General features: G+C 65.8%; 16 protein-coding genes. 7 read left to right on the forward strand and 9 right to left on the reverse strand.

Annotation, left to right across the window (positions count from 1 at the left end):
- From KBW98_RS09075 to KBW98_RS09110, 8 genes are all read right to left on the reverse strand, one after another.
- Positions 1-167, reverse strand: a 167-nt coding sequence (locus KBW98_RS09075; RefSeq protein ID WP_211519859.1) for a DUF4214 domain-containing protein, incomplete at its 3' end; no start/stop codon positions are given.
- A 26-nt stretch (positions 168-193) separates the two neighbouring features.
- Positions 194-1,483: an ABC transporter ATP-binding protein gene (locus KBW98_RS09080; protein WP_211519802.1), complete on the reverse strand. Its 1,290-nt coding sequence runs from the start codon at positions 1,481-1,483 to the stop codon at positions 194-196.
- The gene (locus tag KBW98_RS09085; RefSeq protein WP_211519803.1) at positions 1,483-2,283 is read right to left on the reverse strand and encodes an ABC transporter permease; all 801 of its coding nucleotides are present in this window, start codon (positions 2,281-2,283) and stop codon (positions 1,483-1,485) included. Before KBW98_RS09085 ends, KBW98_RS09080 begins: the two co-directional genes overlap by 1 nt.
- Positions 2,284-2,466: 183 nt before the next feature.
- On the reverse strand, positions 2,467-3,246 hold the full coding sequence (locus tag KBW98_RS09090; RefSeq protein ID WP_229429077.1) for a Crp/Fnr family transcriptional regulator: 780 nt from the start codon (positions 3,244-3,246) through the stop codon (positions 2,467-2,469).
- A 10-nt stretch (positions 3,247-3,256) separates the two neighbouring features.
- Positions 3,257-3,586, reverse strand: coding sequence for a hypothetical protein (locus KBW98_RS09095; RefSeq protein ID WP_211519804.1), 330 nt, complete (start codon positions 3,584-3,586; stop codon positions 3,257-3,259).
- A 116-nt stretch (positions 3,587-3,702) separates the two neighbouring features.
- On the reverse strand, positions 3,703-4,827 hold the full coding sequence (locus tag KBW98_RS09100; RefSeq protein WP_211519805.1) for an acyltransferase: 1,125 nt from the start codon (positions 4,825-4,827) through the stop codon (positions 3,703-3,705).
- A gap of 2 nt (positions 4,828-4,829) precedes the next feature.
- Complete coding sequence (locus tag KBW98_RS09105; RefSeq protein WP_229429078.1) at positions 4,830-6,071, reverse strand: lipopolysaccharide assembly protein LapB; 1,242 nt, start codon at positions 6,069-6,071, stop codon at positions 4,830-4,832.
- Entirely contained in the window at positions 6,068-7,921 is a 1,854-nt protein-coding gene (locus KBW98_RS09110) for a CHASE2 domain-containing protein (protein WP_373888920.1), read from the reverse strand. Before KBW98_RS09110 ends, KBW98_RS09105 begins: the two co-directional genes overlap by 4 nt.
- A 289-nt stretch (positions 7,922-8,210) precedes the next feature.
- Between KBW98_RS09110 and KBW98_RS09115 the strand changes: the two genes are divergently transcribed.
- The 6 genes from KBW98_RS09115 to KBW98_RS09140 all read left to right on the forward strand — a co-directional run bounded on the left by KBW98_RS09115 (position 8,211) and on the right by KBW98_RS09140 (position 17,596).
- Positions 8,211-9,491 carry a FecR domain-containing protein gene (locus KBW98_RS09115; RefSeq protein WP_373888921.1) on the forward strand — a complete coding sequence of 427 codons (1,281 nt, stop codon included), beginning with the start codon at positions 8,211-8,213 and terminating at the stop codon, positions 9,489-9,491.
- A 479-nt stretch (positions 9,492-9,970) separates the two neighbouring features.
- The gene (locus tag KBW98_RS09120; protein ID WP_211519806.1) at positions 9,971-11,941 is read left to right on the forward strand and encodes a DUF4214 domain-containing protein; all 1,971 of its coding nucleotides are present in this window, start codon (positions 9,971-9,973) and stop codon (positions 11,939-11,941) included.
- Positions 11,942-12,157: 216 nt separating this feature from the next.
- Positions 12,158-14,011 (forward strand): type I secretion system permease/ATPase, encoded by a 1,854-nt coding sequence (locus KBW98_RS09125; protein ID WP_211519807.1) that lies wholly within the window; start codon positions 12,158-12,160, stop codon positions 14,009-14,011.
- On the forward strand, positions 14,008-15,372 hold the full coding sequence (locus KBW98_RS09130; RefSeq protein WP_229429079.1) for an HlyD family type I secretion periplasmic adaptor subunit: 1,365 nt from the start codon (positions 14,008-14,010) through the stop codon (positions 15,370-15,372). The genes KBW98_RS09125 and KBW98_RS09130 overlap by 4 nt, the downstream gene beginning before the upstream one ends.
- Positions 15,372-16,736 (forward strand): TolC family outer membrane protein, encoded by a 1,365-nt coding sequence (locus KBW98_RS09135; protein WP_211519808.1) that lies wholly within the window; start codon positions 15,372-15,374, stop codon positions 16,734-16,736. The genes KBW98_RS09130 and KBW98_RS09135 overlap by 1 nt, the downstream gene beginning before the upstream one ends.
- Before the next feature lie 266 nt (positions 16,737-17,002).
- A complete protein-coding gene (locus tag KBW98_RS09140; RefSeq protein ID WP_211519809.1) occupies positions 17,003-17,596 on the forward strand; it encodes a DUF4214 domain-containing protein in 594 nt (197 codons plus the stop codon).
- A gap of 175 nt (positions 17,597-17,771) precedes the next feature.
- Here the strand turns inward: KBW98_RS09140 and KBW98_RS09145 are convergent, their stop codons facing one another.
- Positions 17,772-18,662 carry a sulfurtransferase gene (locus tag KBW98_RS09145; protein WP_211519810.1) on the reverse strand — a complete coding sequence of 297 codons (891 nt, stop codon included), beginning with the start codon at positions 18,660-18,662 and terminating at the stop codon, positions 17,772-17,774.
- A 244-nt stretch (positions 18,663-18,906) separates the two neighbouring features.
- Here KBW98_RS09145 and dnaE point away from each other — a divergent pair, with 244 nt between their 5' ends.
- Positions 18,907-22,401: a DNA polymerase III subunit alpha gene (gene dnaE / locus KBW98_RS09150; protein WP_211519811.1), complete on the forward strand. Its 3,495-nt coding sequence runs from the start codon at positions 18,907-18,909 to the stop codon at positions 22,399-22,401.
- Positions 22,402-22,531: the final 130 nt, after the last annotated feature.

Genomic DNA, 22,531 nt, shown 5'->3' on the forward strand with positions numbered 1-22,531 from the left:
GCGGTCAGGGCCGCGAGCAGCGCGTCGACGCTGGCGCCTTCGGCCAGGCGCGCGCGCCAGTATTCCAGGCCGGTGGGATCCGGTTCGCGTCCGAGGAAGCCGCGGTACAGGCCGCGGACGAGGTCCGCGTGGTCGTTCTCGGGCAGGTGTGCGCTAGTTTCTGGCATAGGAATCGATAGGGCTGGCAAATGGATCAGCTGGAGTGGAACTGCAGCTGCGGATGCAGGTTGACCAGGCCGCTCCAGACGATCGAGGCGGGATTCGGCGAGACCGTGAAGCTGTGCACTTCGTGCAGGTAGTTCAGCACCTTCTCGAACGAACCTTCGCCATGGCCGCCGGCGCCCAGGCCGACGGTGAGGGTGTACTCGTCCGGGAACAGCGACAGGTTCAGGGCGAAGCTGGCGCTCAGCACGGCGCCGGCGCGGGCCGGGCCCGGCGCCTGGCGCATGCAGTAGCTGTTGGTCTCGAACAGCACCGCGCCGTAGCGGTTGCGGATCTTGAAGCCGACATGCGGGTCGGCCACGTCCTCGTGCAGCAGGTAGTCGACCTGCAGGGTCGCCGCCTCGTCGGCCAGCAGGGTGCTGCGTTCCTGGCCATGGCGGTCGAGCAGGCGCACGCCGACGCAGTCGGCCGCCGGCGTGGTGATGCTGCCGGTCTTGCCCGCCAGCGCGCTCAGGGAGGCGGGAGCGGCATGCAGCGGGGCAGGCGCATCCGCCGGCGCGGCCTGGACGCGCAACTGGTCCGGGGACTGGTCGAGCCGGCCCAGCAGGTCGGCCTGGTACAGGTCGAGCGCATCGGCCGGCGCGCCGTCGAAGGCGATGCGGCCGCCGCGCAGGAAGATGCAGCGGTCGCACAGGTTGAGCACGGTGCCCGCGCTGTGCGAAACGAACAGCAGGGTCGTGCCCTGGGCGATGTAGCTGCCGATGCGGTCGAAGCATTTCTGCTGGAAGAACACGTCGCCCACCGCCAGCGCCTCGTCGACGATCAGGATGTCGGGCCGCACGCAGGTGGCGACGCTGAAGGCCAGGCGCACCTGCATGCCGCTCGAATACACGCGCACCGGCTGGTCGATGTAGTCGCCGATGTCGGCGAAGGCCAGGATCGCGGGCATCAGGGCCTCGATCTCGGGCACCGACAGGCCCAGCAGCTGGCCGGCCATGACGGCGTTCTGGCGGCCGGTGAAGTCGGGGTGGAAGCCCATGCCCAGTTCGAGCAGGGCGGCGACCCGGCCTTCCATCCACACCCCGCCGGTGGTCGGCTGGGCGGTGCCGGTGATGAGCTTGAGCAGGGTGCTCTTGCCGGCGCCGTTGACGCCGATCAGGGCCACCGCTTCGCCGGGGCGGATCTCGAAGCTGATATCGTCCAGCACCCACTTGAGGCGGTGGCGCGGGCGGCCGGGCAGCACCCAGTCGGCCAGGCGCGCCCAGCGCGAGCCGTACTGCTTGTAGGCCTTGCCCAGCCTGGAGGCGATGATCGTGCCCATCAGAGTTCGTCCACCATTTCGCCGGCGCGCTTGCGGAACATGCGCCATCCCAGCAGGCACAGCAGGGTAGCCAGCGCCAGCACCGGCAGCAGGCCGGCCCAGTCGGGCGCCTGGCCCTTGAGCAGGATGTCCTGGCAGGCCAGGATCACGGGCGCCATCGGGTTCCAGTCCAGCAGCGGGCGCACCGTCTCGGGCAGGATCGCGCGCGGATAGACGATGGGCGTGAGCCAGAACCAGAACTGCATCGCGATCGTCAGGAACTGGCCGACGTCGCGGAAGAACACATTGAGCACGCCGGCCACCATGGCGATGCCGACGGCCAGCATCACCAGCAGCAGCAGGACCGGGAGCAGGGCGAAGTAGGCCGGGCCGGGGAAGTTGCCGCTGGCCAGCAGGAACAGGGTAAACAGGCCGAAGATGATGCCGAAATTGACCAGGGCATTGAGCACCACGATCACCGGCAGGCAGGTGCGCGGGAAGGCGACCTTCTTGAGCAGGCTGGCCTGCTCGACGAACATGTTCTGGCCGCGGGAGACGATTTCGGCGAACAGGCCCCAGGTCAGGATGCCCGCGCACAGGTAGATCGAGTAGGCCATGTTGCCTTCGCTGCCGGGCAGCTTGGCGCGCATCACCTCGGCGAAGATCACGGTGTAGACCAGGATCATGGCCAGCGGGCTGAGCACGGACCAGGCGGCGCCCAGCACCGCGTTCGCGTACTTCGACTGGAACTCGCGCTTGACGCTGCCCAGCACGAAACCGCGGTAGGCCCACAGGCCGCGCAGGATCAATGGAGGCGTCATGGGGCGGTCCGCGGCAGGGGCGCCCCGTCGGCAACGTACGGGAGGGTGAGAGTCATAACAGTGGCATAGCCGGATGAGCACGAAATTATACTCGATGCCAGACGCACACTCTTGTTACACTTGTAATATCTTGTCTCAGTTCAACGCCGAATTGTCACGTGGACCAAGCTGTGAGGTAAGCGTTCACTCACCCTGGACGAGCTTCTCCAGCGCATCCGGCTTGATGATGATGAGCCGGTGCGCATCCTTCTGCACGATGCCCTTCTGGGTCAGCACGGCCAGGGCGCGGGTCACGGTTTCGCGGCTGGTATTGATCATGTTGGCGATATCCTGGTGGGTCGGCAGGTCTTCGACCACAGCCGGCTCGCCCGGCTGGCGCTGCTGCTTGGACTGCATCAGGACCAGGTAGGTATAGATCCGCTTGGCCGTGTTGTTAATGCTGAGCAGGGCGCGGAATTCCGAATCGCGCTGGATCTTCTGCGCCAGGTGGCGCAGCATCTGGTTCGCCACCGAGGGCGAGTGCGAGAACAAATGCATCGCCGTGGTGGCGGGCAGGAAGGCCACCACCACCGGCGTCAGGGCCACCACCGAGGCCGAGCGGGTCGAATTGTTGATCAGGGCGATTTCGCCGAAGAAGTCGCCCGGCGCCAGCATGCGCAGGCCGATCGCGCGGCCGTCCTCGGTCACGTCGATCACCTGCAGCTGGCCGGACAGCAGGAACAGCAGGCCGTCGCCGTGCCCGCCCTTGTGCAGCACCACTTCGCGCTTGGCGTACTGGCGGATGCGCAGTTCCTGCTTGACCCGCGTCATTTCGTCCTCGCTCAGGTCGGCGAGCAGGGGAATCTTGCGCAGGTGGATCTGGGCCTGGGTCTGGCCGGCGCCGTGGCGGGTGTCGAACGGCACCGCGACGCCGCCCGTGGCCAACGCTTCTCCTGGAGTGGCGGTCATGGATGTGGATTTCAAGTTTCTTGCCTCAGGCATAAGCAGCGTACAGGTAGGTCAGGCCGGCCGCGAAGACGATGCCGGCCGCGTTCGCGCCGATGTCGCGCCAGCAGAACCGGCGGTCGGGCACCAGGGCCTGCAGGCATTCGATGAGCCAGCCGCCGGCAAGCAGGCCGGCCAGCAGCAGCAGGGTCGGCGCCGGTCCCCGGACCAGCGGCAGGGCCAGGCCGGTCAGGACGGCGAAACCGGCGAAATGCAGCAGCTTGTCGTTCGGCAGGGGAGGCAGCCAGCGGTTCGGCACCAGGCAGCCCGCCACCAGCAGGACGGCAAACAGCCCGGCCAGCAGTGCATTCCAGCCCATCACGCGGCGGGTGTCGGGTTAGCGGAAATCATACCTGCGTGATTGTATATGCTTGAGCGCGCACGTGCGCGGACCGGGCGGCCGGCGGGGAGCAAAATGCGGCTTTTTGGCACCAGCTAGTTCGCCGCGTGGGCGACGGGGGCGGCTACGGGCCGTACCGGCGGACGCAGCCGGCGCCGCAGCGCGCGCAGCGCCGGCGCCTCGACCAGGTGCCAGCTGAGCGCCGCCAGCGGCAGCACCACCGCCATGCCGGCCAGGCACAGCGCCACCGGACCGGCGTCCGACATCCATTCGCCGAGCATCAGCAGCACCGGCCAGTGGTAGATATAGATGCCATACGAATAGTCGTGGCGCTGGAAGTGGCCCAGGCGGCGCGGGCGCGCGCTGCCCGCCCACAGGGCCAGGGTAACGGCCAGCAGCGCGGCGCCGAACCAGGTGAGCCCGCTGGGGTTGAGCATCGCCGTGCCGTTCCAGCTGATCGCCATCAGGATGGCGGCGCAGGCCGCCTGCGCTGCGCCGAAGCGCGCTTGGGGCAGCAGGGCCTGCAGGGCGACGCCGGTCAGGAACAGCGACCACAGGCGCACCTCCCACACATAGCCGGCCATCACCGAGGGGAACACGTTGGCCGCCAGCAGCAGGAACAGCGCGGCCCCGCCCAGCCACTGGCGCATCGGCAGGATCGCCGCCGCGCCGATCAGCGCCACCATCACGTACATCCGTCCTTCCCAGTACAGGGTCCACAGCGGGCCGTTCAGGAATTGTCCGCCGAGCACGCCGGCAATCTTCAGCTCTTCCGGAGGAATGTGGAGCACCAGGCCGTGCAGCACCGTGCCGCCGAAGATGAAACGCCAGGGCGCGCCGTCCGCCAGGCCGGCCCAGCCGGCGGCCGAGAACAGGCCGACCGCCAGCACCGTGGTCACCAGCAGGCAGACGAACAGGCCGGGTACGATGCGCGCCACGCGGCGCAGCGCGAAGCGGCCCAGGTGCGGGTCGCGCAGCCAGCTCTGGCCGACGAACATGCCGCTGACGAGGAAGAACACGCCGACCGCCAGCGAACCCAGGTCGGTCACCGGCCGCATCAGTTCGGTGAGCGGGTCGCGCGCGTTCGGCTGCACGTGGTTGAGCTGCCAGGCGTGGTAGACCACCACCAGCAGCGCGCAGACCAGGCGCACCAGGTTGAAGCCGTTGTCGTGGGTGCCGAGCGTGTCGCCCAGCGTGCGGGAAGAGGAGGAACGCAGCATCGTCACTTGCCCTGCCACTGCCAGCTGAGCTGGATCTGGCGGTTATCGTATTGGAAGATCGAAATGTTTTCGCTGTTACTCACGAAACGCGTTTCCAGCCGCAGCGCCTGGTTGCGGCCGATCGCATAGCTCAGCGCGGCACGGCCGACGCGTGTGTTCTGGTCGCGCACGGTGTTGATCAGGCCCGGCGCATAGGCTTCGCCGCTCTTCCAGCTCTGGTAGCTGAACGACAGCTCGCCGCTCAGCGGCCCCCACAGGGGACGGCGCGCCAGCAGGGTGGTGGCGTAGCCGTGGCGGTCCCCGCCCGGACGCTCGCGCCGCGCGCGGTCGGTCATCCAGGCATGGCTCATGCTGGCGTACACGGTGTCGCCGCGGTAGTTCAGCTGGCCGGTCAGCTCGAGCAGGGTCGAGTCGAAATTGCTCAAGGTCAGGTACTGGCTGCGCGACACCCCGCCGGTGGCATTCAGCGCCATCCGCGGCGGCAGCGGCAGCGGCACGCCGACCCGGGCCTGGAGCTGCAGCTGGCGCTGGTAGTACTTGCCGCCGAGCGCGGTGGCGCCCACGATCGCCGAGGCGCGCACCGGCCAGGCGCCGAAGCGGTAGGGGCTGTCGATGCCGGCGTACAGCGAGGCGCTGTCGTAGCGGCGCAGGCTGTCGTTGCGGCGTCCCGCGAACTGCATGAAGCCGCTGAGGCCGTTCGGCGTCAGGTCGCGCACGTGCTCCAGGTTGAAAGCCGTGTACTGGTCGTGCTGGGGCAGGAAGTCGGACTGCAGGGGCAGCTCGATCTGGCCGCCGTCGCGCTCGATGATGTAGCTGGGATTGCGCGCACCCTGGTTGACGTTCATGTCCAGGCCGCGCGACAGGCTGACCACGGTCGAGCGCGCCGCTTCCCAGGTGTCGCAGCCGGTATCGCGCGCCTCGGCGATCAGCTCCAGGATCGGGCGCGGCGGGTCGAAGCGGGTCTCGACGATCGCGAACAGGCGCTCGGCCTCGTCGCTGTGGCCCAGGCTGCACTGGATCAGCGCCACTTCGAGGTAGGCGCCGGCGTGCAGGGATTCCTTCTCGATCACCCGCATCAGGGTGCGCGAGGCGTCGTCCTTGCGGCCTTCGGTGATCGCCTGCAGGGCGTTTTCATACAGCACCTGGGCTTCGGTGGCCTGGTCGCCGGAAGGCGCCGCCCGGCCGGCGGCCGCCAGGGCCAGGCAGGACAGCAGCAGCGGCAGGCGTAAACGACGGGCCATCATGCGCCCTCCGCCAGGCTGGCCAGGGTGTAGAGGGCGGTCGGCTTGCCCTTGCCGCGCAGCTGGCGCTCGCCCAGCGCCAGGAAACGGTGGCGCGTGGCGCGCTCCACGGTGCCGGGACCGACGATGGCGTCGTGCGGGAAGTCGCGCGCCGCCTGCTCCAGGCGCGAGGCGGTGTTCACGCTGTCGCCCACCGCCGTGTAGATGCTGCGGAACGAGGTGCCGAAGTCGCCCGCCATGGCCTGGCCGCTCTCGATCCCGATGCGCACCCGCAGGCGCGGGCGGCCGTCGCGCTCGCGCACCGCGCTCAGCTGCGCCACGCGCGCGACGATCTCGCGCGCGGCATCGAGCGCCTGGTCGGCATGGTCCGGCACCGGCAGCGGGGCGCCCCAGAAGGCCACCAGGCCGTCGCCGGTGTACTTGTCGAGCGTGCCGTTGCGGGCGAACACGGGGCCGGTCAGGCAGTCGAGGAAGTCCTGGGTCAGGCGCGCCGCTTCTTCCATCGACAGGGTCTCGACCTGGGCGGTATAGCCCTCCATGTCGGCGATCAGGGTGGTGACGTCGAGCTGGCGCGGCTTGAGCGTATCTTCCAGGTCGCTCTTGAGCAGTTCCTGCACCACCGCCGGCGCCACGTACTGGCGCAGGGTGTCGAGCAGGTGGCGCGAGCGGTGCTGGGCCACCTGCCACTGGTAGGGCACGGCGAAGGCCAGCAGGAACAGGTTGCTGGCCAGCGGTCCGGTGGCCGAGAAGCCGGGATCGTGGGGGGCGATGACGAAGGCCAGCCCGACCCACACCACCGAGGCCAGTCCCATCAGGCCGACGCTGGTCAGGGCCGACAGGCGCGGGAAGGCGAAGGTGGCGAACAGCGCGCAGCCGGCCGAGAACAGCAGCGCCAGCGCGGCGCCCGGCCAGCGCGCCGGCGCCTTGCCGGCCTGCTGGTCGAGCAGGGTGGACAGCACGGCCGCCTGCACGCCCAGGCCCGGGCGGCTGTTGCCGAGCGGGGTGGCGACGCGGTCGCCCTGGCCGAGCGCGGACGAGCCGATCACCACCAGGCGCCCGGCCAGGTCTTCGCGCACGTATTCGCGGGCCAGCACCTCGGCCGCCGTCACCACGGTATAGGCGGTCCAGTCGCGTTCGAAGCCGACCCGCAGGCTGGGCCCGGCCGGGGCCAGCCGCGGGCCGCCGCTGCAGCAATTCACCAGGGCCAGGGACAGGGCCGGATAGACCTTGCCGCCGAAGGCCGTGTACAGGGGAATGCGGCGCAGCACGCCGTCGCGGTCGGGAATGAAGCCGATGTTGCCGACGTTCGCCGCGCGCCGCAGGCCGGCGTGGTTGGCGATGTAGCCGGTGGCGGCCACGGTGGCGGCAGCCGCTTCGGCCGGCAGGCCGGCGGCCGGCACGCCCTGGCGCAGCGCCACCGCGTTGCCGGACTGGAAATCGAAGGCCTGGGCCAGCACCACCGGGCCATGCGCCGCCAGCGCCGCCAGGCGCGCATCGCCCTCGGGGTCGGCGGCGTCCGGGAACACGATGTCGAGCGCCACCCCGCGCACGCCATAGTCGGCCAGCAGGGTCTCGACCAGGTCGGCCACGCGCTCGCGCGGCCACGGCCAGGGGCCGAGGCGGGCGGTGCTCGATTCGTCGATGTCGACCACCAGCACCCGCGGTTCGGGCGTGCTCACCGCACGCAGGCGCAGGAACAGGTCGCGTAACTGTTCGTTACCGAAAGCCCAGGCGCCGGCGCCGGACTGGGCATACACGCACAGGAGGAAAGCGGCGACCGACATCAGGGCCTGGACGGCGCCATGCGGAAGGCGGAACGAGCGGATCGCTGGTGGCAGGGAGAAAACAGACACGCTCGGTGTGGTCGTATTACAACGTTTGACAGGATAATCGTCGAGTATAGCGTCGCTTATCCCTCAGTGACACAATTCTCAATAGAAATTATAACCGATGGGCAGGGAGAGAATTGGTTAAAATGTGACGACCGTCACGTTTTTGCTATGGGCGCTGGGCGGATAATCGCGGGGAGGAGGAAGTATGATACGTCGTGGAATCGTTCTGGCAGCATTGACTTGTGCAATGGCGGCGGCAGCGCAGGCTGGCGAAGCCGGCAAGGTTATTTTTGTTGCGGGAAGCGCACAAGTGCTGGACCAGCCGGCCGCCGAAGGCAAGCCGGTGCAGGAAGGCGAGATGCTGCAGACCGGCGCCGACGGCTTCCTGTACGTCAAGACGATCGACAACGGCCTGTTCATCCTGCGCCCGAACACCAAGGCGCGCATCGTCACCTACCAGGTCGACGAGCGCCATCCCGAGAATACCCGCATTAAGCTGGAGCTGATCAGCGGCGTGGCCCGCAGCAAGTCCGGCGACGCCGTCAAGCGCGCGCGCCAGAACTTCCGCTTCAATACGCCGGTCGCCGCCATCGGCGTGCGCGGCACCGATTTCACGGTGTTTACCGACCAGTCGACCTCGCGCGTGTCCGTCATTTCGGGCGGCGTGGTCGTGACCGGCTTTGGCGACGCCTGCCGTCCCGAGGGTAGCGGCCCCTGCGAGGGCGTGTTCAGCCGCGAACTCTCCGCCGCCCAGCGCGGCAAGATGCTGCAGATCCGGCGCGGCGCCCAGGCGCCCACCGTGCTCAGCGGCGACAGTGTGCTGCCGGGCCAGCAGGCCGCGCCCGCCGGCGCACCGCAGGCAAGCGTGGCGCCGGTCGGCAGCGGCTCCGTCACGACTGTGGAGCAGACGGTCGAGGCGCGCAAGAACGAGCAGCTGGCGGGCAATATCGCGGCCCAGAATCCGACCACGCCGGTTGGTCCCGGCACGCCGACACCGGGTGGTTCCGGCGGTGACAATCCGGATACCTCGATGCCGCCGCCGGTGGTGGCCGTTCCCGAGCCCGTGAAGCAGAGCGGCATCCTGTGGGGGCGCTGGGTGCGCGTCAACGGCTTGCCGGCCGATTTCAACCTGACGCTCGAGCGCGCCAAGCACCAGCTGGTTGCGGTGAACGGCAATTTCGCCGTGTTCCGCACTGCCGGCCAGGAATACGTAAGCCCTGAACGCGGCGGCATCGGCTTCAAGCTGGCCGACAGCGAAGCGTATATCGTCACCGACTACGGCAGCGTGACCAATGAAACGGCCGCTACCCTGTCGAACGGCAAGCTGAACGTCGATTTCGGCAGCAAGACCTTCGCCACGTCCTTCGATGCATCGACCCGCAAGGAAGCCTTCAGCTTCACCGGCGCCGGTGTTGTTGCGCGCGACGGCACCCTGTATGGCGACCGCGCAAATGGCCGGCTCAACTTCGTCAACGTCCAGGGCCTGCTGACCAACGACAAGGGCGGTGGAGCGGCTTATGTCTTTGATGGCAAGATCGACGAACTCCGTTCGATCAATGGCGCCGCTTCCTGGACGCCGATTAAGAACTGAAGCGCAGGGAATAAAGTGAAACGGCCGTCGAGAACGGCCGTTTTTCTTTTGAAGGCCGATTCAATTCTATCGAATTCTATCGCTGCCCCGGAGGCGTACATATTAATATGTACAAACACCGCGCCGCTCATCCAATCCCTTCCGGACTACACCTCGCCACTCTCGGCGCCGATTATTTTGTTTCAATTTGTAAGCCAGGCTTCGGCGAACTTGAATACAAAATCAGGACATTTTTCGTGCGTCCTCCCTCTCATTACTGGGATAGGATAGCGCGGCTTGCTTTCGCTGGATGATTCTCTGATAATGAGCCGCCAAAATTATCCGAGTGTCTTGAAGAAAGATTTTGCATCATGTGATGGCTGTCACATTATCAGGAATCGCCTTCTGTCATGATGCGGATCGTTGGGGCTGCAGACACACTAGTGACGCTGCAAATCGACTTAAATTTTTGATCTAACCGATCTACTCAGGAGTTTTAAATGGCAACCACGTATCACACCCAAATTCAAGAACTGTACGTCGCTTACTTCAACCGTCCTGCAGACCCGGCTGGCCGTGATTTCTGGGAAACCGTCCTGGAAGGCAATGGCGGCGACCTGGCTCCGATCTCGGCTGCATTCGCTGCTTCGGCTGAGTACAAGGACGAATACGACCAGCTGACCGTCAGCGGCGTCGTCACCCAGGTTTACCAGAACCTGTTCGGCCGCGCTCCGGACGCTTCGGGCCTGGCATTCTGGGTCAACGCACTGAACACCCGCGCCATGACCGTGGACACCATGGTGACCTTCATCGCCAAGGGCGCACAGGGTTCGGACAAAGTCGCCTTCGACAGCAAGGTCGTCGTCGCTTCGGCCTTCACCAACGCACTGAACACCCCGGAAGAAGTCGCTGGCTACAACGTCGAGTCGCTGGCTGCAGCTAAAGAACTGATCGCCGGCATCAAGACCGCTGCTCAGGCAACCGCTGCTATCGTCCCGGCAACCCTGGACGCAAGCGTCGCTGCCGTGATCAAGTCGGGCGTCGAGTTCACCCTGGAAAACGGCCTGGCTGCCCTGGGCAACGCGCAAGCCGACCTGGCTGACTTCCTCGAAGAGTTCGACACCGACGTCGATGGCGACACCGACGTGGACGCAGACGACGTCGAAGCCGCCGTTGAAGAAGCTGATGACGCGATCGCAGCACTGGTCGCCGACCCGCTGTACGGCACCTCGACCAACGCAGGCGTCAAGGCTGCCCTGCTGGCAGAGCAGATCGAGATCAACGCTGAAGCGCTGGAAGATGCACAGGACGCCCTGGCTGACGAGCAAGAAGCCCTGGACGAAGTCGACGGCCTGGGCGACGCCCTGGCTGCTCTGACCTCGGCAACCGAAGCCGCTGAAGAAGCTGCTGACGCGGAAATCGAAGCGGAAGCCGCCTTCGCTGCTGCCGAAACCTCGTTCGAAATCCGTAACGCAACCGCTGTTACCGCCGGTACCCTGGCTGGCGGCGACCTGGAAATCGAAAACGCCGACGGCGACGTCATCCTGACCATGGAAGACGGCGAAGTCGTCCTGGGTGAAGACGTTGACGCTGCTGACTACCCGGGCCTGGCTGCTTACATCGCTGCTGCTAACGCCTACCTGTCGGCCCAGGCTGACACCGCTGCTGCAGACGAAGCTGCCCTGTTCGCTCAGCTGCAAGTCGAACTGCTGGATCAGTCGGGTGTCCTGGCTGGCGCCTTCACCTTCACCGAAACCACCCCGGAAGATGCTGACGCACCGACCTTCGATGAAGTTGTTGACGAACTGAGCGCCCTGACCGCTGAAGCCCTGAGCGCACGTGCCGCTTCGGACGCTGCTCCGGCCGACGTCGCTCTGGACGCTGCCGCTGACGCCGCTGAACAGGCTGTCACCGACTTCCGTGGCGAAATCACCGCCTACCTGGCCGCCAACGACACCGACCTGGCAGACGCCGTCACCGCCGCTGAAGGCGTGGTGGAAGCCGCTCAGGGCGATATCGACGACCTGGCAGAAGCCGTGGAAGACCTGGAAGCCGCTGAAGCCCTGGCCGACCAAGTGGCAGCCCTGGAAGCAGCAGTGGCCGACGCTCAGGAAGCCTTCACCGTCAACGACTACGCTCTGCCGAAACTGCTGGGCGCCAGCGCCTTCGGTACCTCGGGTTCGGACATCTTCGTTGCCAACGGCGTGAACTCGACCATCACCAGCTTCGGCCGTGCTGGCGACGACGTCCTGTACATCGGCGAAGGCTTCAAGCTGAACACCACCGGCGACCTGACCAAGGGCGACAACGCAGCACTGGAAGTGTTCTTCGTCCAGTCGGGCAACAACACCGTCGTCACCATCGAAACCAAGGCCTTCGGCTCGAACTCGGCTGACGCTGAGATCAAGATCACCCTGACCGGTGTCGACGCTGACGACCTGACCTTCGATAACGGCATCATCAGCCTGTAATTCGCTGATACGCTGCAAGTGGCCGGCTAGCCGGCCTCTCCGCAAAAGCCCCGCAACTTCGGTTGTGGGGCTTTTTTTTGTGGCTTGAGCGCAAAATTTGTGATGTGCATCACATTTTTTGAAAGTTTTGCCTCATAATATCTTGCCGCGACCGCTCAACAGCGGGCGGTGGCGTTCGCGACACGCCCAACTGATGTCGCTACCTGTCCATCCCCCATGAAAAACAACTTCCTGACACCGAAGAACGAAATCGAACAGGCGCTGCAGATTTTCAAGCGCACATTCATCACGGTAGGGGTGTTCAGCGCCATCACGAACCTGCTGGCGCTGGTGCCGTCGCTGTACATGATGCAGGTGTACGACCGCGTCCTGGCCAGCCGCAACGAGCTGACCCTGGTCATGCTGACCGTCCTGATGCTGGGCGCCTACCTGCTGCTGGCCTCCCTCGAACTCATCCGCTCTTTCATCCTGGTGCGCGTCGGCGCCCGGTTCGACATGCAGATGAACAAGCGCGTGTATACGGCCGCCTTCGAGCAGAACCTGAAGCAGTCCGGGGCCAACGCCGGCCAGGCGCTGTCCGACCTGACCAACCTGCGCCAGTTCCTCACCGGCAGCGCCTTGTTCGCCTTTTTCGACGCGCCCTGGTTCCCGGTCTACCTGATCGTCATCTTCCTGTTCCAGCCGTCGCTGGGCTTCCTCGCCCTGGGCGGCACCATCGTCCTGGTGATCCTGGCGGTGGTGAACGAGCGCGTGTCGCGCAAGCCGCTGTCGGAAGCGAACTCGATGGCGATCGAAGCCAATACCCTGGCCACCAACAACCTGCGCAATGCCGAGGTGATCGAATCGATGGGCATGCTGCCCAACCTGATGCGCCGCTGGTTCAAGCTGCACAGCAAGTTCCTCAACCTGCAGGCCGAGGCCAGCCACAAGGCCGGCGTCGTGTCGTCGGTGACCAAGTTCGTCCAGATGTCGCTGCAGTCGCTGGTGCTGGGGCTGGGCGCGATCCTGGTCATCGAAGGCAAGATGTCGGGCGGTATGATGATTGCCGCCTCGATCCTGGTCGGCCGCGCCATGCAGCCGGTGCAACAGCTGATCGGCGTCTGGAAGAACGTCAGCGGCACCCGCAGCGCCTACGGACGCCTGGTGGCCCTGCTGGGCACGAACCCGGCGCGCGAGGCCGGCATGGCCCTGCCCAAGCCGACCGGCACCCTGACCGTCGAAGGCGTCACCGCCGCGCCGCCAGGCGTCAAGACGCCCGTCGTGCGCGGCGTCAGCTTTGGCATCCTGCCGGGTGACGTGCTCGGCATCATCGGCCCGAGCGGCTCGGGCAAGTCGACCCTGGCGCGTCTCCTGATCGGCGTCTGGCCGGCCATGATGGGCAAGGTGCGCCTGGACGGCGCGGACATCTATCACTGGAACAAGAGCGAGCTGGGGCCGCACCTGGGCTACCTGCCGCAGGACATCGAACTGTTCGCCGGCACCATCGCCGAGAACATCGCCCGCTTCGGCGAGGTCGACGCCGAGCAGGTGGTGCTGGCGGCCAAGCGCGCCGGCGTGCACGACATGATCCTGCACATGCCCGACGGCTACGATACGCGCCTGGGCGACGGCGGCTCCGGCCTGTCCGGCGGCCAGAAGCAGCGCCTCGGCCTGGCGCGCGCCATGTATGGCGACCCCGCGCTGCTGGTACTGGACGAGCCGAATTCGAACCTGGACGACGCCGGCGAAGCGGCCCTGGTGGCGGCGCTGCGCGACCTGCGCGAGCGCGGCAAGACCATCGTCCTGATCACCCACCGCACCAGCGCGATCGGCATCACCACCAAGCTGCTGTTGATGAACGACGGCCAGGTGCAGATGTTCGGCCCCACGGCCAAGGTGCTGGAAACATTGAACGAAGCGAACCAGAAACAGTTGCAGGCCCAGAAAGCCGCCAAGGCCGCCGCCGCGGGTGGCGCGGCGCCGGCGCCGGGCGCGCCCCCTGCGGGCGCCGGGACATCGCCGGGAACCATTCCGACGGCGGACACCGCCCAGAAGCGTGACGCGACCACGGCCTCGAATCAAGGGAAATGATGAAGCTTATTAAGAATAGCGAAGAGAAGGTATCGGAAGTCCTGGCGCACCCGGTCGAGCCGCTCGAGGTCGACACCGATTCCAGTAAATGGAGCCGCTTCGGCTGGTTCATCGTGCTGTTTGGCTTTGGCAGCTTCCTGCTGTGGGCCCTGCTGGCGCCGCTCGACAAGGGGGTGCCGATGAGCGGCACCGTGGCCAAGCAATCCAACCGCCAGGCCGTGCAGCACCTGGGCGGCGGCACGGTCCAGGAAATCCTGGTGCGCGACGGCGACGAAGTCAAGGCCGGCCAAGTGGTGGCGCGCATGAATCCGGTGGTCGCCAAGTCGGCCGTGGAAATGACCGACGCCCAATACCTGTCGGCCATCGCCAATGCGGCGCGCTTGTCCGCCGAGCGCGATGGGCTGAAGAAGATTACTTTCCCGCCTGAACTCGAGCGCCGCCGCAACGAGCCGCGCGTGGCCGAGCTGATGTCGCTGCAAAACCAGCTGCTGCTGTCGCGCCAGAGCGCGCTGCAAAGCGAAGTGTCCGGCATCGAGGAAAGCATCGCCGGCCTGAAGATGCAGATCCAGGGCTTGCAGGAATCGCGTGACAGCAAGAAGGAACAGGTCGCCCTGCTCAAGGAGCAGCTCGGCGGCATGCGCGACCTGGCCAAGGAGGGCTACGTTGCCCGTAACCGCCTGCTCGAGCTGGAACGCACCTATGCCCAGCTGAACGGCTCGATTTCCGAAGACATCGGCAACATCGGCCGTTCGCAGCGCCAGGTGGTGGAGCTGACCCTGCGCAAGGGCCAGCGCATGCAGGAGTACCAGAAGGAAGTGCGCAGCCAGCTCAGCGACATGCAGCGCGAAGCCGAGGCCCAGCTGGCGCGCCTGACCGCGCAACGCTTCGAATTGCAGAACGTCGAGGTGAGGGCGCCCGCCAGCGGCACCGTGGTCGGCCTGGCGGTGTTCACCAACGGCGGCGTGATCCCGGCGGGTTTCCGGATGATGGACATCGTCCCCAGCGGCGACCCCCTGATCGTCGAAGGCCAGCTGCCCGTCAACCTGGTGGACAAGGTCCATCCTGGCCTGAAGGTCGAGCTGATCTTCTCGGCCTTCAACCAGGTCAAGACGCCGCGTATCGAAGGCGAACTGCTGACCGTGGCGGCCGACCGCACCGTCGACGAGCGCACCGGCGTGCCGTATTACGTGGTGCGCGTGAAGGTCGACCAGCAAGGCGCCCATGTGATTGCCAAGCACAAGATGGACATCCGCCCGGGCATGCCGGTCGAGCTGTTCGTCAAGACCGGCGAGCGCACCATGATGAACTACCTGCTGCGTCCGATCCTGGACCGCATGCAGGCGGCAATGGGGGGCGACTGATGGCAGGATTCCGACCACACCGCGTGCTTGCCCGCGGCGGCCTGCTCGGCGCCGCCCTGTCCCTGGCCTTCGCCGCGGCGCCGGCCCAGGCCCTGTCGCTCCAGCAGGCCTATGAAGCCGCGCTGCGCAACGACCCGACCTACCGCATGCGGATCGAGGAAAGCGTGGCCAGCAAGGAGCAGGCCATCGTGGCCCGCGCCGGCCTGCTGCCAAACGTCTCGGCCAGCTACAACTTCAGCCGCAACGTGGCCGACCAGACCACCGTGCAGCAGACCCCGCTCGGCGTGGCCGAGACCACCCGGCATCCGCGCTACCTCAGCCGCTCGACGACGGTCCAGCTGCGCCAGCCCATCCTGAACCTGGAAGCGTATTACCGCTACCGCCAGGGCAAGGTGCAGGCGGCCCAGGGCCTTGAGGCGCTCGAGGCCGGTACCGACGAAGTGGCGCTGCGGGTTGCGCGCGCCTACATGGACGTGCTGTTCGCGCAAGACCAGGTCGCGCTTTCGAAGGTGCAGCGCGACATGTACCAGGAACAGCGCGCGGTCAATCAGCGCCTGTTCGAGAAGGGCGAGGGCACCCGCACCGACACGCTCGAGACCCAGGCGCGCTACGACCTGGCCGAAGCGCAGTTGATCGAGGCCGAGGACGCCCTGGTGGCCGCGCGCGACACCCTGCAAGGGGTGATCGGCATGGATCCGGGCACGCTCGACCAACTGGGCGACAACTTCCGCCCGGTGGCGCTCACGCCCGGCTCCTACGAGGAATGGGAAAAGCTGGCGCTGGAGAACAACAACACGCTGGCCGCGACCCGCCTGGCGGTCGAGAACGCGCGCCTGGACATCGGCCGCAACCGGGCCGGCCACGCGCCGCGCCTCGACTTCGTCGCCACCTACAACAAGGGCGACAACGAATCGCTGAACCAGTTCGGCACCGTCTCGACCAACCGCCAGATCGGCGTGCAGCTCAACGTCCCGATCTACGCCGGGGGCGCGGTCAATGCCGCCACGCGCCAGGCCGCCGCTACCTATGCGCGGACCCAGGCCGAGCGCGACGTGCGCACCAATGACATCCTGGTTGAGTTGCGAAAAGCCCACAGCGTGGTCGAAAGCAGTTCGCGCAAAGTCGACGCCCTGGTGAAGGCGGTCGAGTCGGCCAAGCTCCTGATGACCGCCACCGAACAGAGCATCAAGGGCGGCGTACGCATCAACCTCGACCTGCTCAACGCCCAGCAGCAGCTGTTCACCAGCCAGCGCGACCTGGCCCAGGCCAGGTACGGCTACCTGCTGGGTGTCCTGCGCCTGCGCGCCGCTTCCGGCACCCTGGACAGCCAGGTAATACGCGAAATCGCCGCGTATTTCCGCTGATTATGATGGGCCGGTGCAATACCGGCCCGTATTTCTTTTATTACCACTTTTCTTATTATTGACGAGTCATGGACTAGGCTTTGATTAGCTCGTCCGTGCGTCTGTTCACAGATGGGTTCACGCCGCTCCGAGATGCTTGAAATTCTCGTAGGTAATTGATTTTCATAGGGAAATTGGGTGCGCACTCTTCACGCACTCTTCAGTATCTCGCGCCATTTTTTTTATCAATCCGTTATATTTTCTGAACAAATTTAACGGAGGATGTTATGGCAGATTATGTTACTGACGTGCAGAAATTATATGTGGCCTATTTCAGCCGTCCGGGCGATCCGGAAGGCGTGGCATTCTGGGCAAATCAAATGGCGACCAACCCGGCAGCCTACCAGAATATCTCCGCCGCATTCTCCACGTCCGCCGAGTACCGCGCAGCCTATGCCAACATGAGCAACAGCGCCGTCGTCACCGAGATCTATGACAACCTGTTCGGCCGCGCCGCCGAGCAGGCCGGCATCAATTTCTGGGTCGACAAGCTGGACAAGGGCATCATCACGATCGACAACATGGTGACCACGATCGCCGCAGGCGCCCAAGGCAGCGACCTGTTCGCCTACAACGCCAAGGTGGCGACCGCAGTCAAGTTCACTGAGCGCATCGACCTGCCCGCGGAAAAAGCGGCGTATTCCGGCGACGCGGCGCTGAAGATCGCGGTCGACTATATCGCCGCGGTCAAGGACCTGCAGTCGGCCGCCATGGGCAATGATCCGGGCAACATCGATGCCGCGATCGCGCGCATGTCGGGCACCCCGACGGGCATGGAAGAGATCCAGGTGGTGGGCCTGCCGGAAGACGGCGGCTGGTAAGTAAAGCCGAGGGCGTTCGCCGTTGCACAGGCGCTACGCCGGGGAGGGCGCTGCCTCAGGGGCAGTGGTATGGCGCATGTCGCGCGCTGCCTGGACGCCTGGACTCCCAAGCCGGATACGGGACGGCGCTCGCCGCCCCGCAGCGGCCGCCGCGCGCCTGCGGCGGCCCTGGCATTTAGACGCCGGCGCCCGCCGGATGTTCGCCGGCCCGGTCCGCCTGGATCTGGCCATCCTTGCCGGCGCAATGCGGGCATGAGACTCCCACCACATACTCCGGCGACAGCTGCTGGCGCGGCGTAACCACGGCGCGGCAGGCGAAGCATTGCGCGGTTTCGGTCGGTTCCAGCTTCGGATTGAGGGCGGTGCGGTAGTCGAACACGAAGCAGTCGCCCGAGTAGTGGTCGCCGCCCACTTCCTCGAAATACTTCAGGATGCCGCCGTCGAGCTGGAAGACCCGGTCGTAGCCGATGTTCTTCATGTGGATCGCCGCCTTCTCGCAGCGGATGCCGCCGGTGCAGAAGGTCACCACGGTCTTGCCGGCCAGCTCATCCTTGTGCTGGGCCGCCACCGCGGGGAACTCGGTGAACTTGTCGATGCGGTAGTCGAGCGTGTTGTCGAAGGTGCCGACGTCGACCTCGAAGGCGTTGCGGGTTTCCATCATCACCACCGGCACGCCATCGTCGTCATGGCCCTGGTCGAGCCAGCGCTTGAGCGTCTTCGGATCGACCGACGGGGCGCGGCCCAGTTCCGGCTTGATCAGCGGCATGCGCATGGTGATGATTTCCTTCTTGATCTTCACCAGCATGCGCTTGTGCGACTGCTCGAGCGACAGGCTCTCTTTCCACTCCAGGTCGGCCAGGCGGGCGTCGCTACGCACCCAGGCCAGGAACCCGTCGATGTGCTCGCGCGTGCCCGACAGGAACATGTTGATGCCTTCCGGGGTCAGCAGCACGGTGCCTTTCAGGCCCAGCTCGTTGCACAGGGCCTGGTATTGCGGGCGCAGTTCTTCCAGGTTGTCGAGCGTGATGAATTTGTAGGCGGCGATGTTGACGTACTGGGTGGACATGGCGATACGCGGTGAAAAGTCAGGGCGATATTATAAGGCAGGGTGGGGGGCTTGCCGCTGGGATTGCCTATTCCCGACCCCTTGGCGTCCTCGCCGAGCAACAATGATAAAGGTTTGCTAAGAAACTTGGGTTCCGGCGAAGGCCGGAACCCAAGTTCCCTTCCGAAGTCACTTGTCGTGCTGATAAGCAACACGCATCGACACCCAACTTCATCGCTTCCGCCCAGCAAGGTAAAATGTCAGGATGACTTCCCCGATCTTCACCCACCTGCGTGTCCATTCCGAATACTCCATCGTCGACGGCCTGGTCCGTATTGACGAGCTGGTGGGAGCGGCCGCCAAGGACCGGCAGCCGGCGCTGGCCGTGACCGACCTGGCCAATACCTTCTGCCTGGTGCGCTTCTACAAGGCGGCGCGCGGCAAGGGGATCAAGCCGATCGTGGGGGTGGATGCCTGGATCACCAACGACGACAACCGCGACAAGCCCTTCCGCCTGCTGATCCTGGCCAAAAACCGCACCGGCTACCTGCAGCTGTGCGACCTGCTGTCCAGGGCCTGGCTGACCAACCAGTACAAGGGCAGGGCGGAGATCCGCGTCGACTGGCTGGAGGCACTCAGCACCAGCATCTCGACCCTGGAACCGGAAACGCCGCAGAACGACGCCCTGATCGTGCTCTCGGGCGCCCAGTTCGGCGACATCGGCCAGGCGATCGACAACGGCGATCTGGCCAAGGCCGAGGCCGCCGCCCAGCGCTGGGCGCGCATCTTCCCGGGCCACTTCTATATCGAGATCCAGCGCGCCGGCCAGCCGAACCAGGAACAGCAGGTGCGCCACTCGGTGGCGCTGGCTTCGCGCCTCGGCCTGCCGGTGGTGGCGACCCACCCGGTGCAGTTCCTGAGCAAGGACGAATTCATCGCCCACGAAGCGCGTGTCTGCATCGCCGAAGGCGAGATGCTGGCCAACGCCAAGCGCGTGCGCCGCTTCAACGAAGAAATGTGCTTCAAGTCGCAGGAAGAGATGGCGCGCCTGTTCGCCGACCTGCCGGGCGCGCTCGCCAACTCGGTCGAGATCGCCAAGCGCTGCAACGTCGTGCTTACCCTGGGCAAGCCGCAGCTGCCGAATTTCCCGACCCCGGGCATGACCATCGACGAATTCCTGGTGGCCGAGACCCAGAAAGGCCTGGAAGAGCGCCTGCTGCAGCTGTATCCGGACCCGGTGCAGCGCGAAAAGGAACGCCCGCGCTACGAGGCGCGCCTGAAGTTCGAGAACGACACCATCATCAAGATGAAGTTCCCGGGCTACTTCCTGATCGTGGCGGAGTTCATCCAGTGGGGCAAGAACAACGGCGTGCCGATCGGTCCGGGCCGTGGTTCGGGCGCGGGCTCGCTGGTGGCCTACGCGCTGAAGATCACCGACCTCGACCCGTTGAAATACAACCTGCTGTTCGAGCGCTTCCTGAACCCGGAACGCGTCTCGATGCCCGACTTCGACATCGACTTTTGCCAGGAAAAGCGCGAACTGGTGATCCAGCACGTGAAGGACCTGTACGGCCGCGACGCGGTGTCGCAGATCGCCACCTTCGGCACCATGGCCGCGAAAGGCGCGATCCGCGACGTCGGCCGCGTGCTCGACTTCGGCTACAACTTCTGCGACGGCGTGTCCAAGCTGATCCCCTTCAAGCCGGGCAAGCAGGTCTCGATCGCCGAGGCGATCGAAGAGGAGCCGCTGCTCAAGGAGCGCCTCGAGAACGAGGAAGAGGTCAAGCAGCTGCTCGACCTGGCGCAGCAGGTGGAAGGCATCACCCGTAACATCGGCATGCACGCCGGCGGCGTCCTGATCGCCCCCGGCAAGCTGACCGACTTCTGCCCGCTGTACACGCAGTCGGGCGACTCGGGCGTGGTGTCGCAGTACGACAAGGACGACGTCGAAGCCGTCGGCCTGGTCAAGTTCGACTTCCTGGGCCTGACCACGCTGACCATCCTCGACCGCGCGGTCAACTACATCCGCGCGCTCGACCCGGCCGACGCCGACTTCAACCTCGAGACCCTGCCGCTCACCGACCGCCCTTCGTACAAGCTGCTGTCCGAGGCCAAGACGGTCGCGATCTTCCAGCTTGAATCGCGCGGCATGCAGGGCATGCTGAAGGACGCGCGTCCCGACCGCTTCGAGGACATCATCGCGCTCGTCGCCTTGTACCGTCCGGGCCCGATGGACCTGATTCCCGACTTCTGCAAGCGCAAGCACGGCGAGAAGTTCGACTATCCCGATCCGCGCACCGAGTCCATCCTGTCCGAGACCTACGGCATCATGGTCTACCAGGAGCAGGTCATGCAGATGGCGCAGATCGTGGGCGGCTACTCGCTGGGCGGCGCGGACATGCTGCGCCGCGCGATGGGCAAGAAAAAGGCCGAGGAGATGGCAGAGCACCGCGAGATCTTCCGCGCCGGCGCCGCCAAGGACGGCCTGTCGACCGAGAAGGCCGACGAGATCTTCGACCTGATGGAGAAGTTCGCGGGCTACGGCTTCAACAAGTCGCACGCGGCCGCCTACGCGCTGCTGTCCTATCACACGGCCTACCTCAAGGTCCATCACACCGCCGCGTTCATGGCAGCCAACATGTCGCTGGCCATGGAAGACACGGACAAGATCAAGATCCTGGTCGAGGACTCGATCGACGTCTGCAAGCTCACCATCCTGCCGCCGGACGTCAACGAATCGCAGTTCCGCTTCACGCCGGAAGGCCCGCCGCGTTCCGTCACCGGCAAGCAGGTGGCCAACATCCGCTACGGCCTGGGCGGCGTCAAGGGCGCCGGCCAGGGCGCGATCGAGGCCATCATCGCGGCGCGCACCGCAGGCGGCAAGTTCAAGGACCTGTTCGACTTCTGCAAGCGCGTGGACCGCAAGCAGATCAACCGCCGCACCGTCGAATCCCTGATCCGCGCCGGCGCGATGGACTGCTTCGGCGTCGACCGCGCGGTCTTGCTGGCCTCGGTCGCCTTCGCCATCGAGGTGGCGGACCAGGCGGCCGCCTCGGCCAACCAGGTCAGCCTGTTCGGCGGCGACGACAGCGACCTGGTCGCCCCGCCGGAATACGTCAAGGCCACGCCCTGGACCGACCGCCAGAAGCTGGCCGAAGAGAAGATCGCGCTCGGCTACTACCTGTCGGGCCACATGTTCGACTCCTACGCGGCCGAGGTGCGCCGCTTCGCCAAGACCAAGCTCAAGGACCTGGAGCCCTCGCGCGATCCGCGCATGCTGTGCGGCGTGATCACCGGCGTGCGCACCCAGATGACCCAGCGCGGCAAGATCCTGATCGTGGCGCTGGACGACAAGACCGGCGTGGTCGAGGTGACCATCTACAGCGAGCTGTTCGAGGCCAACAAGAACATCTTCAAGGAAGACGAGTTCCTGCTGGTGGTGGGCAAGGTGTCGGAAGACCGCTTCAACGGCGGCCTGCGCATCACGGCCGAAAAGGTATTCGACATCGCCGCCTCGCGCATCCAGTACGGCCACAAGCTCGAGATGGACCTGGCCACCACGACCAGCCCGGCCAAGATCGCCGAGGTGCTGCAGCCCTACCGGGCGCAGGACGGCCTGCCGGTCAGCCTGCGCATCAACCCGCAGGGTATCGAGTGCGTGATGCAGCTGGGCGACGACTGGCGCGTGGCGCCGTCGGATCAGCTCAAGCATGCGCTGGAGCTGACGCTGGGGGCGAAGGGTGTGGCGGTGGAGTACTGATCGGGCTTCGGTTGGGAACTTGGGCCCCCGCCTTCGCGGGGGTGACGTTGTTTTAAAGTGCAGATATAACCCGCGTGCGCGATTTCGGACACGTCCTAAATACGTCACCCCCGCGAAGGCGGAGGCCCAA

This window comes from Massilia sp. ST3 (assembly GCF_018119405.1).
In the GTDB taxonomy this organism is placed as follows: Bacteria; Pseudomonadota; Gammaproteobacteria; order Burkholderiales; family Burkholderiaceae_D; genus Telluria.

Coding starts and splice junctions, on each gene's coding strand:
- KBW98_RS09135 (WP_211519808.1), top strand. CDS start 15,372: ATGGCAGGATTCCGACCACACCGCGTGCTTGCCCGCGGCGGCCTGCTC.
- KBW98_RS09100 (WP_211519805.1), bottom strand. CDS start 4,827: ATGCTGCGTTCCTCCTCTTCCCGCACGCTGGGCGACACGCTCGGCACC.
- KBW98_RS09125 (WP_211519807.1), top strand. CDS start 12,158: ATGAAAAACAACTTCCTGACACCGAAGAACGAAATCGAACAGGCGCTG.
- KBW98_RS09120 (WP_211519806.1), top strand. CDS start 9,971: ATGGCAACCACGTATCACACCCAAATTCAAGAACTGTACGTCGCTTAC.
- KBW98_RS09085 (WP_211519803.1), bottom strand. CDS start 2,283: ATGACGCCTCCATTGATCCTGCGCGGCCTGTGGGCCTACCGCGGTTTC.
- dnaE (WP_211519811.1), top strand. CDS start 18,907: ATGACTTCCCCGATCTTCACCCACCTGCGTGTCCATTCCGAATACTCC.
- KBW98_RS09105 (WP_229429078.1), bottom strand. CDS start 6,071: ATGATGGCCCGTCGTTTACGCCTGCCGCTGCTGCTGTCCTGCCTGGCC.
- KBW98_RS09140 (WP_211519809.1), top strand. CDS start 17,003: ATGGCAGATTATGTTACTGACGTGCAGAAATTATATGTGGCCTATTTC.
- KBW98_RS09145 (WP_211519810.1), bottom strand. CDS start 18,662: ATGTCCACCCAGTACGTCAACATCGCCGCCTACAAATTCATCACGCTC.
- KBW98_RS09095 (WP_211519804.1), bottom strand. CDS start 3,586: ATGGGCTGGAATGCACTGCTGGCCGGGCTGTTTGCCGTCCTGCTGGTG.
- KBW98_RS09130 (WP_229429079.1), top strand. CDS start 14,008: ATGATGAAGCTTATTAAGAATAGCGAAGAGAAGGTATCGGAAGTCCTG.
- KBW98_RS09080 (WP_211519802.1), bottom strand. CDS start 1,483: ATGGGCACGATCATCGCCTCCAGGCTGGGCAAGGCCTACAAGCAGTAC.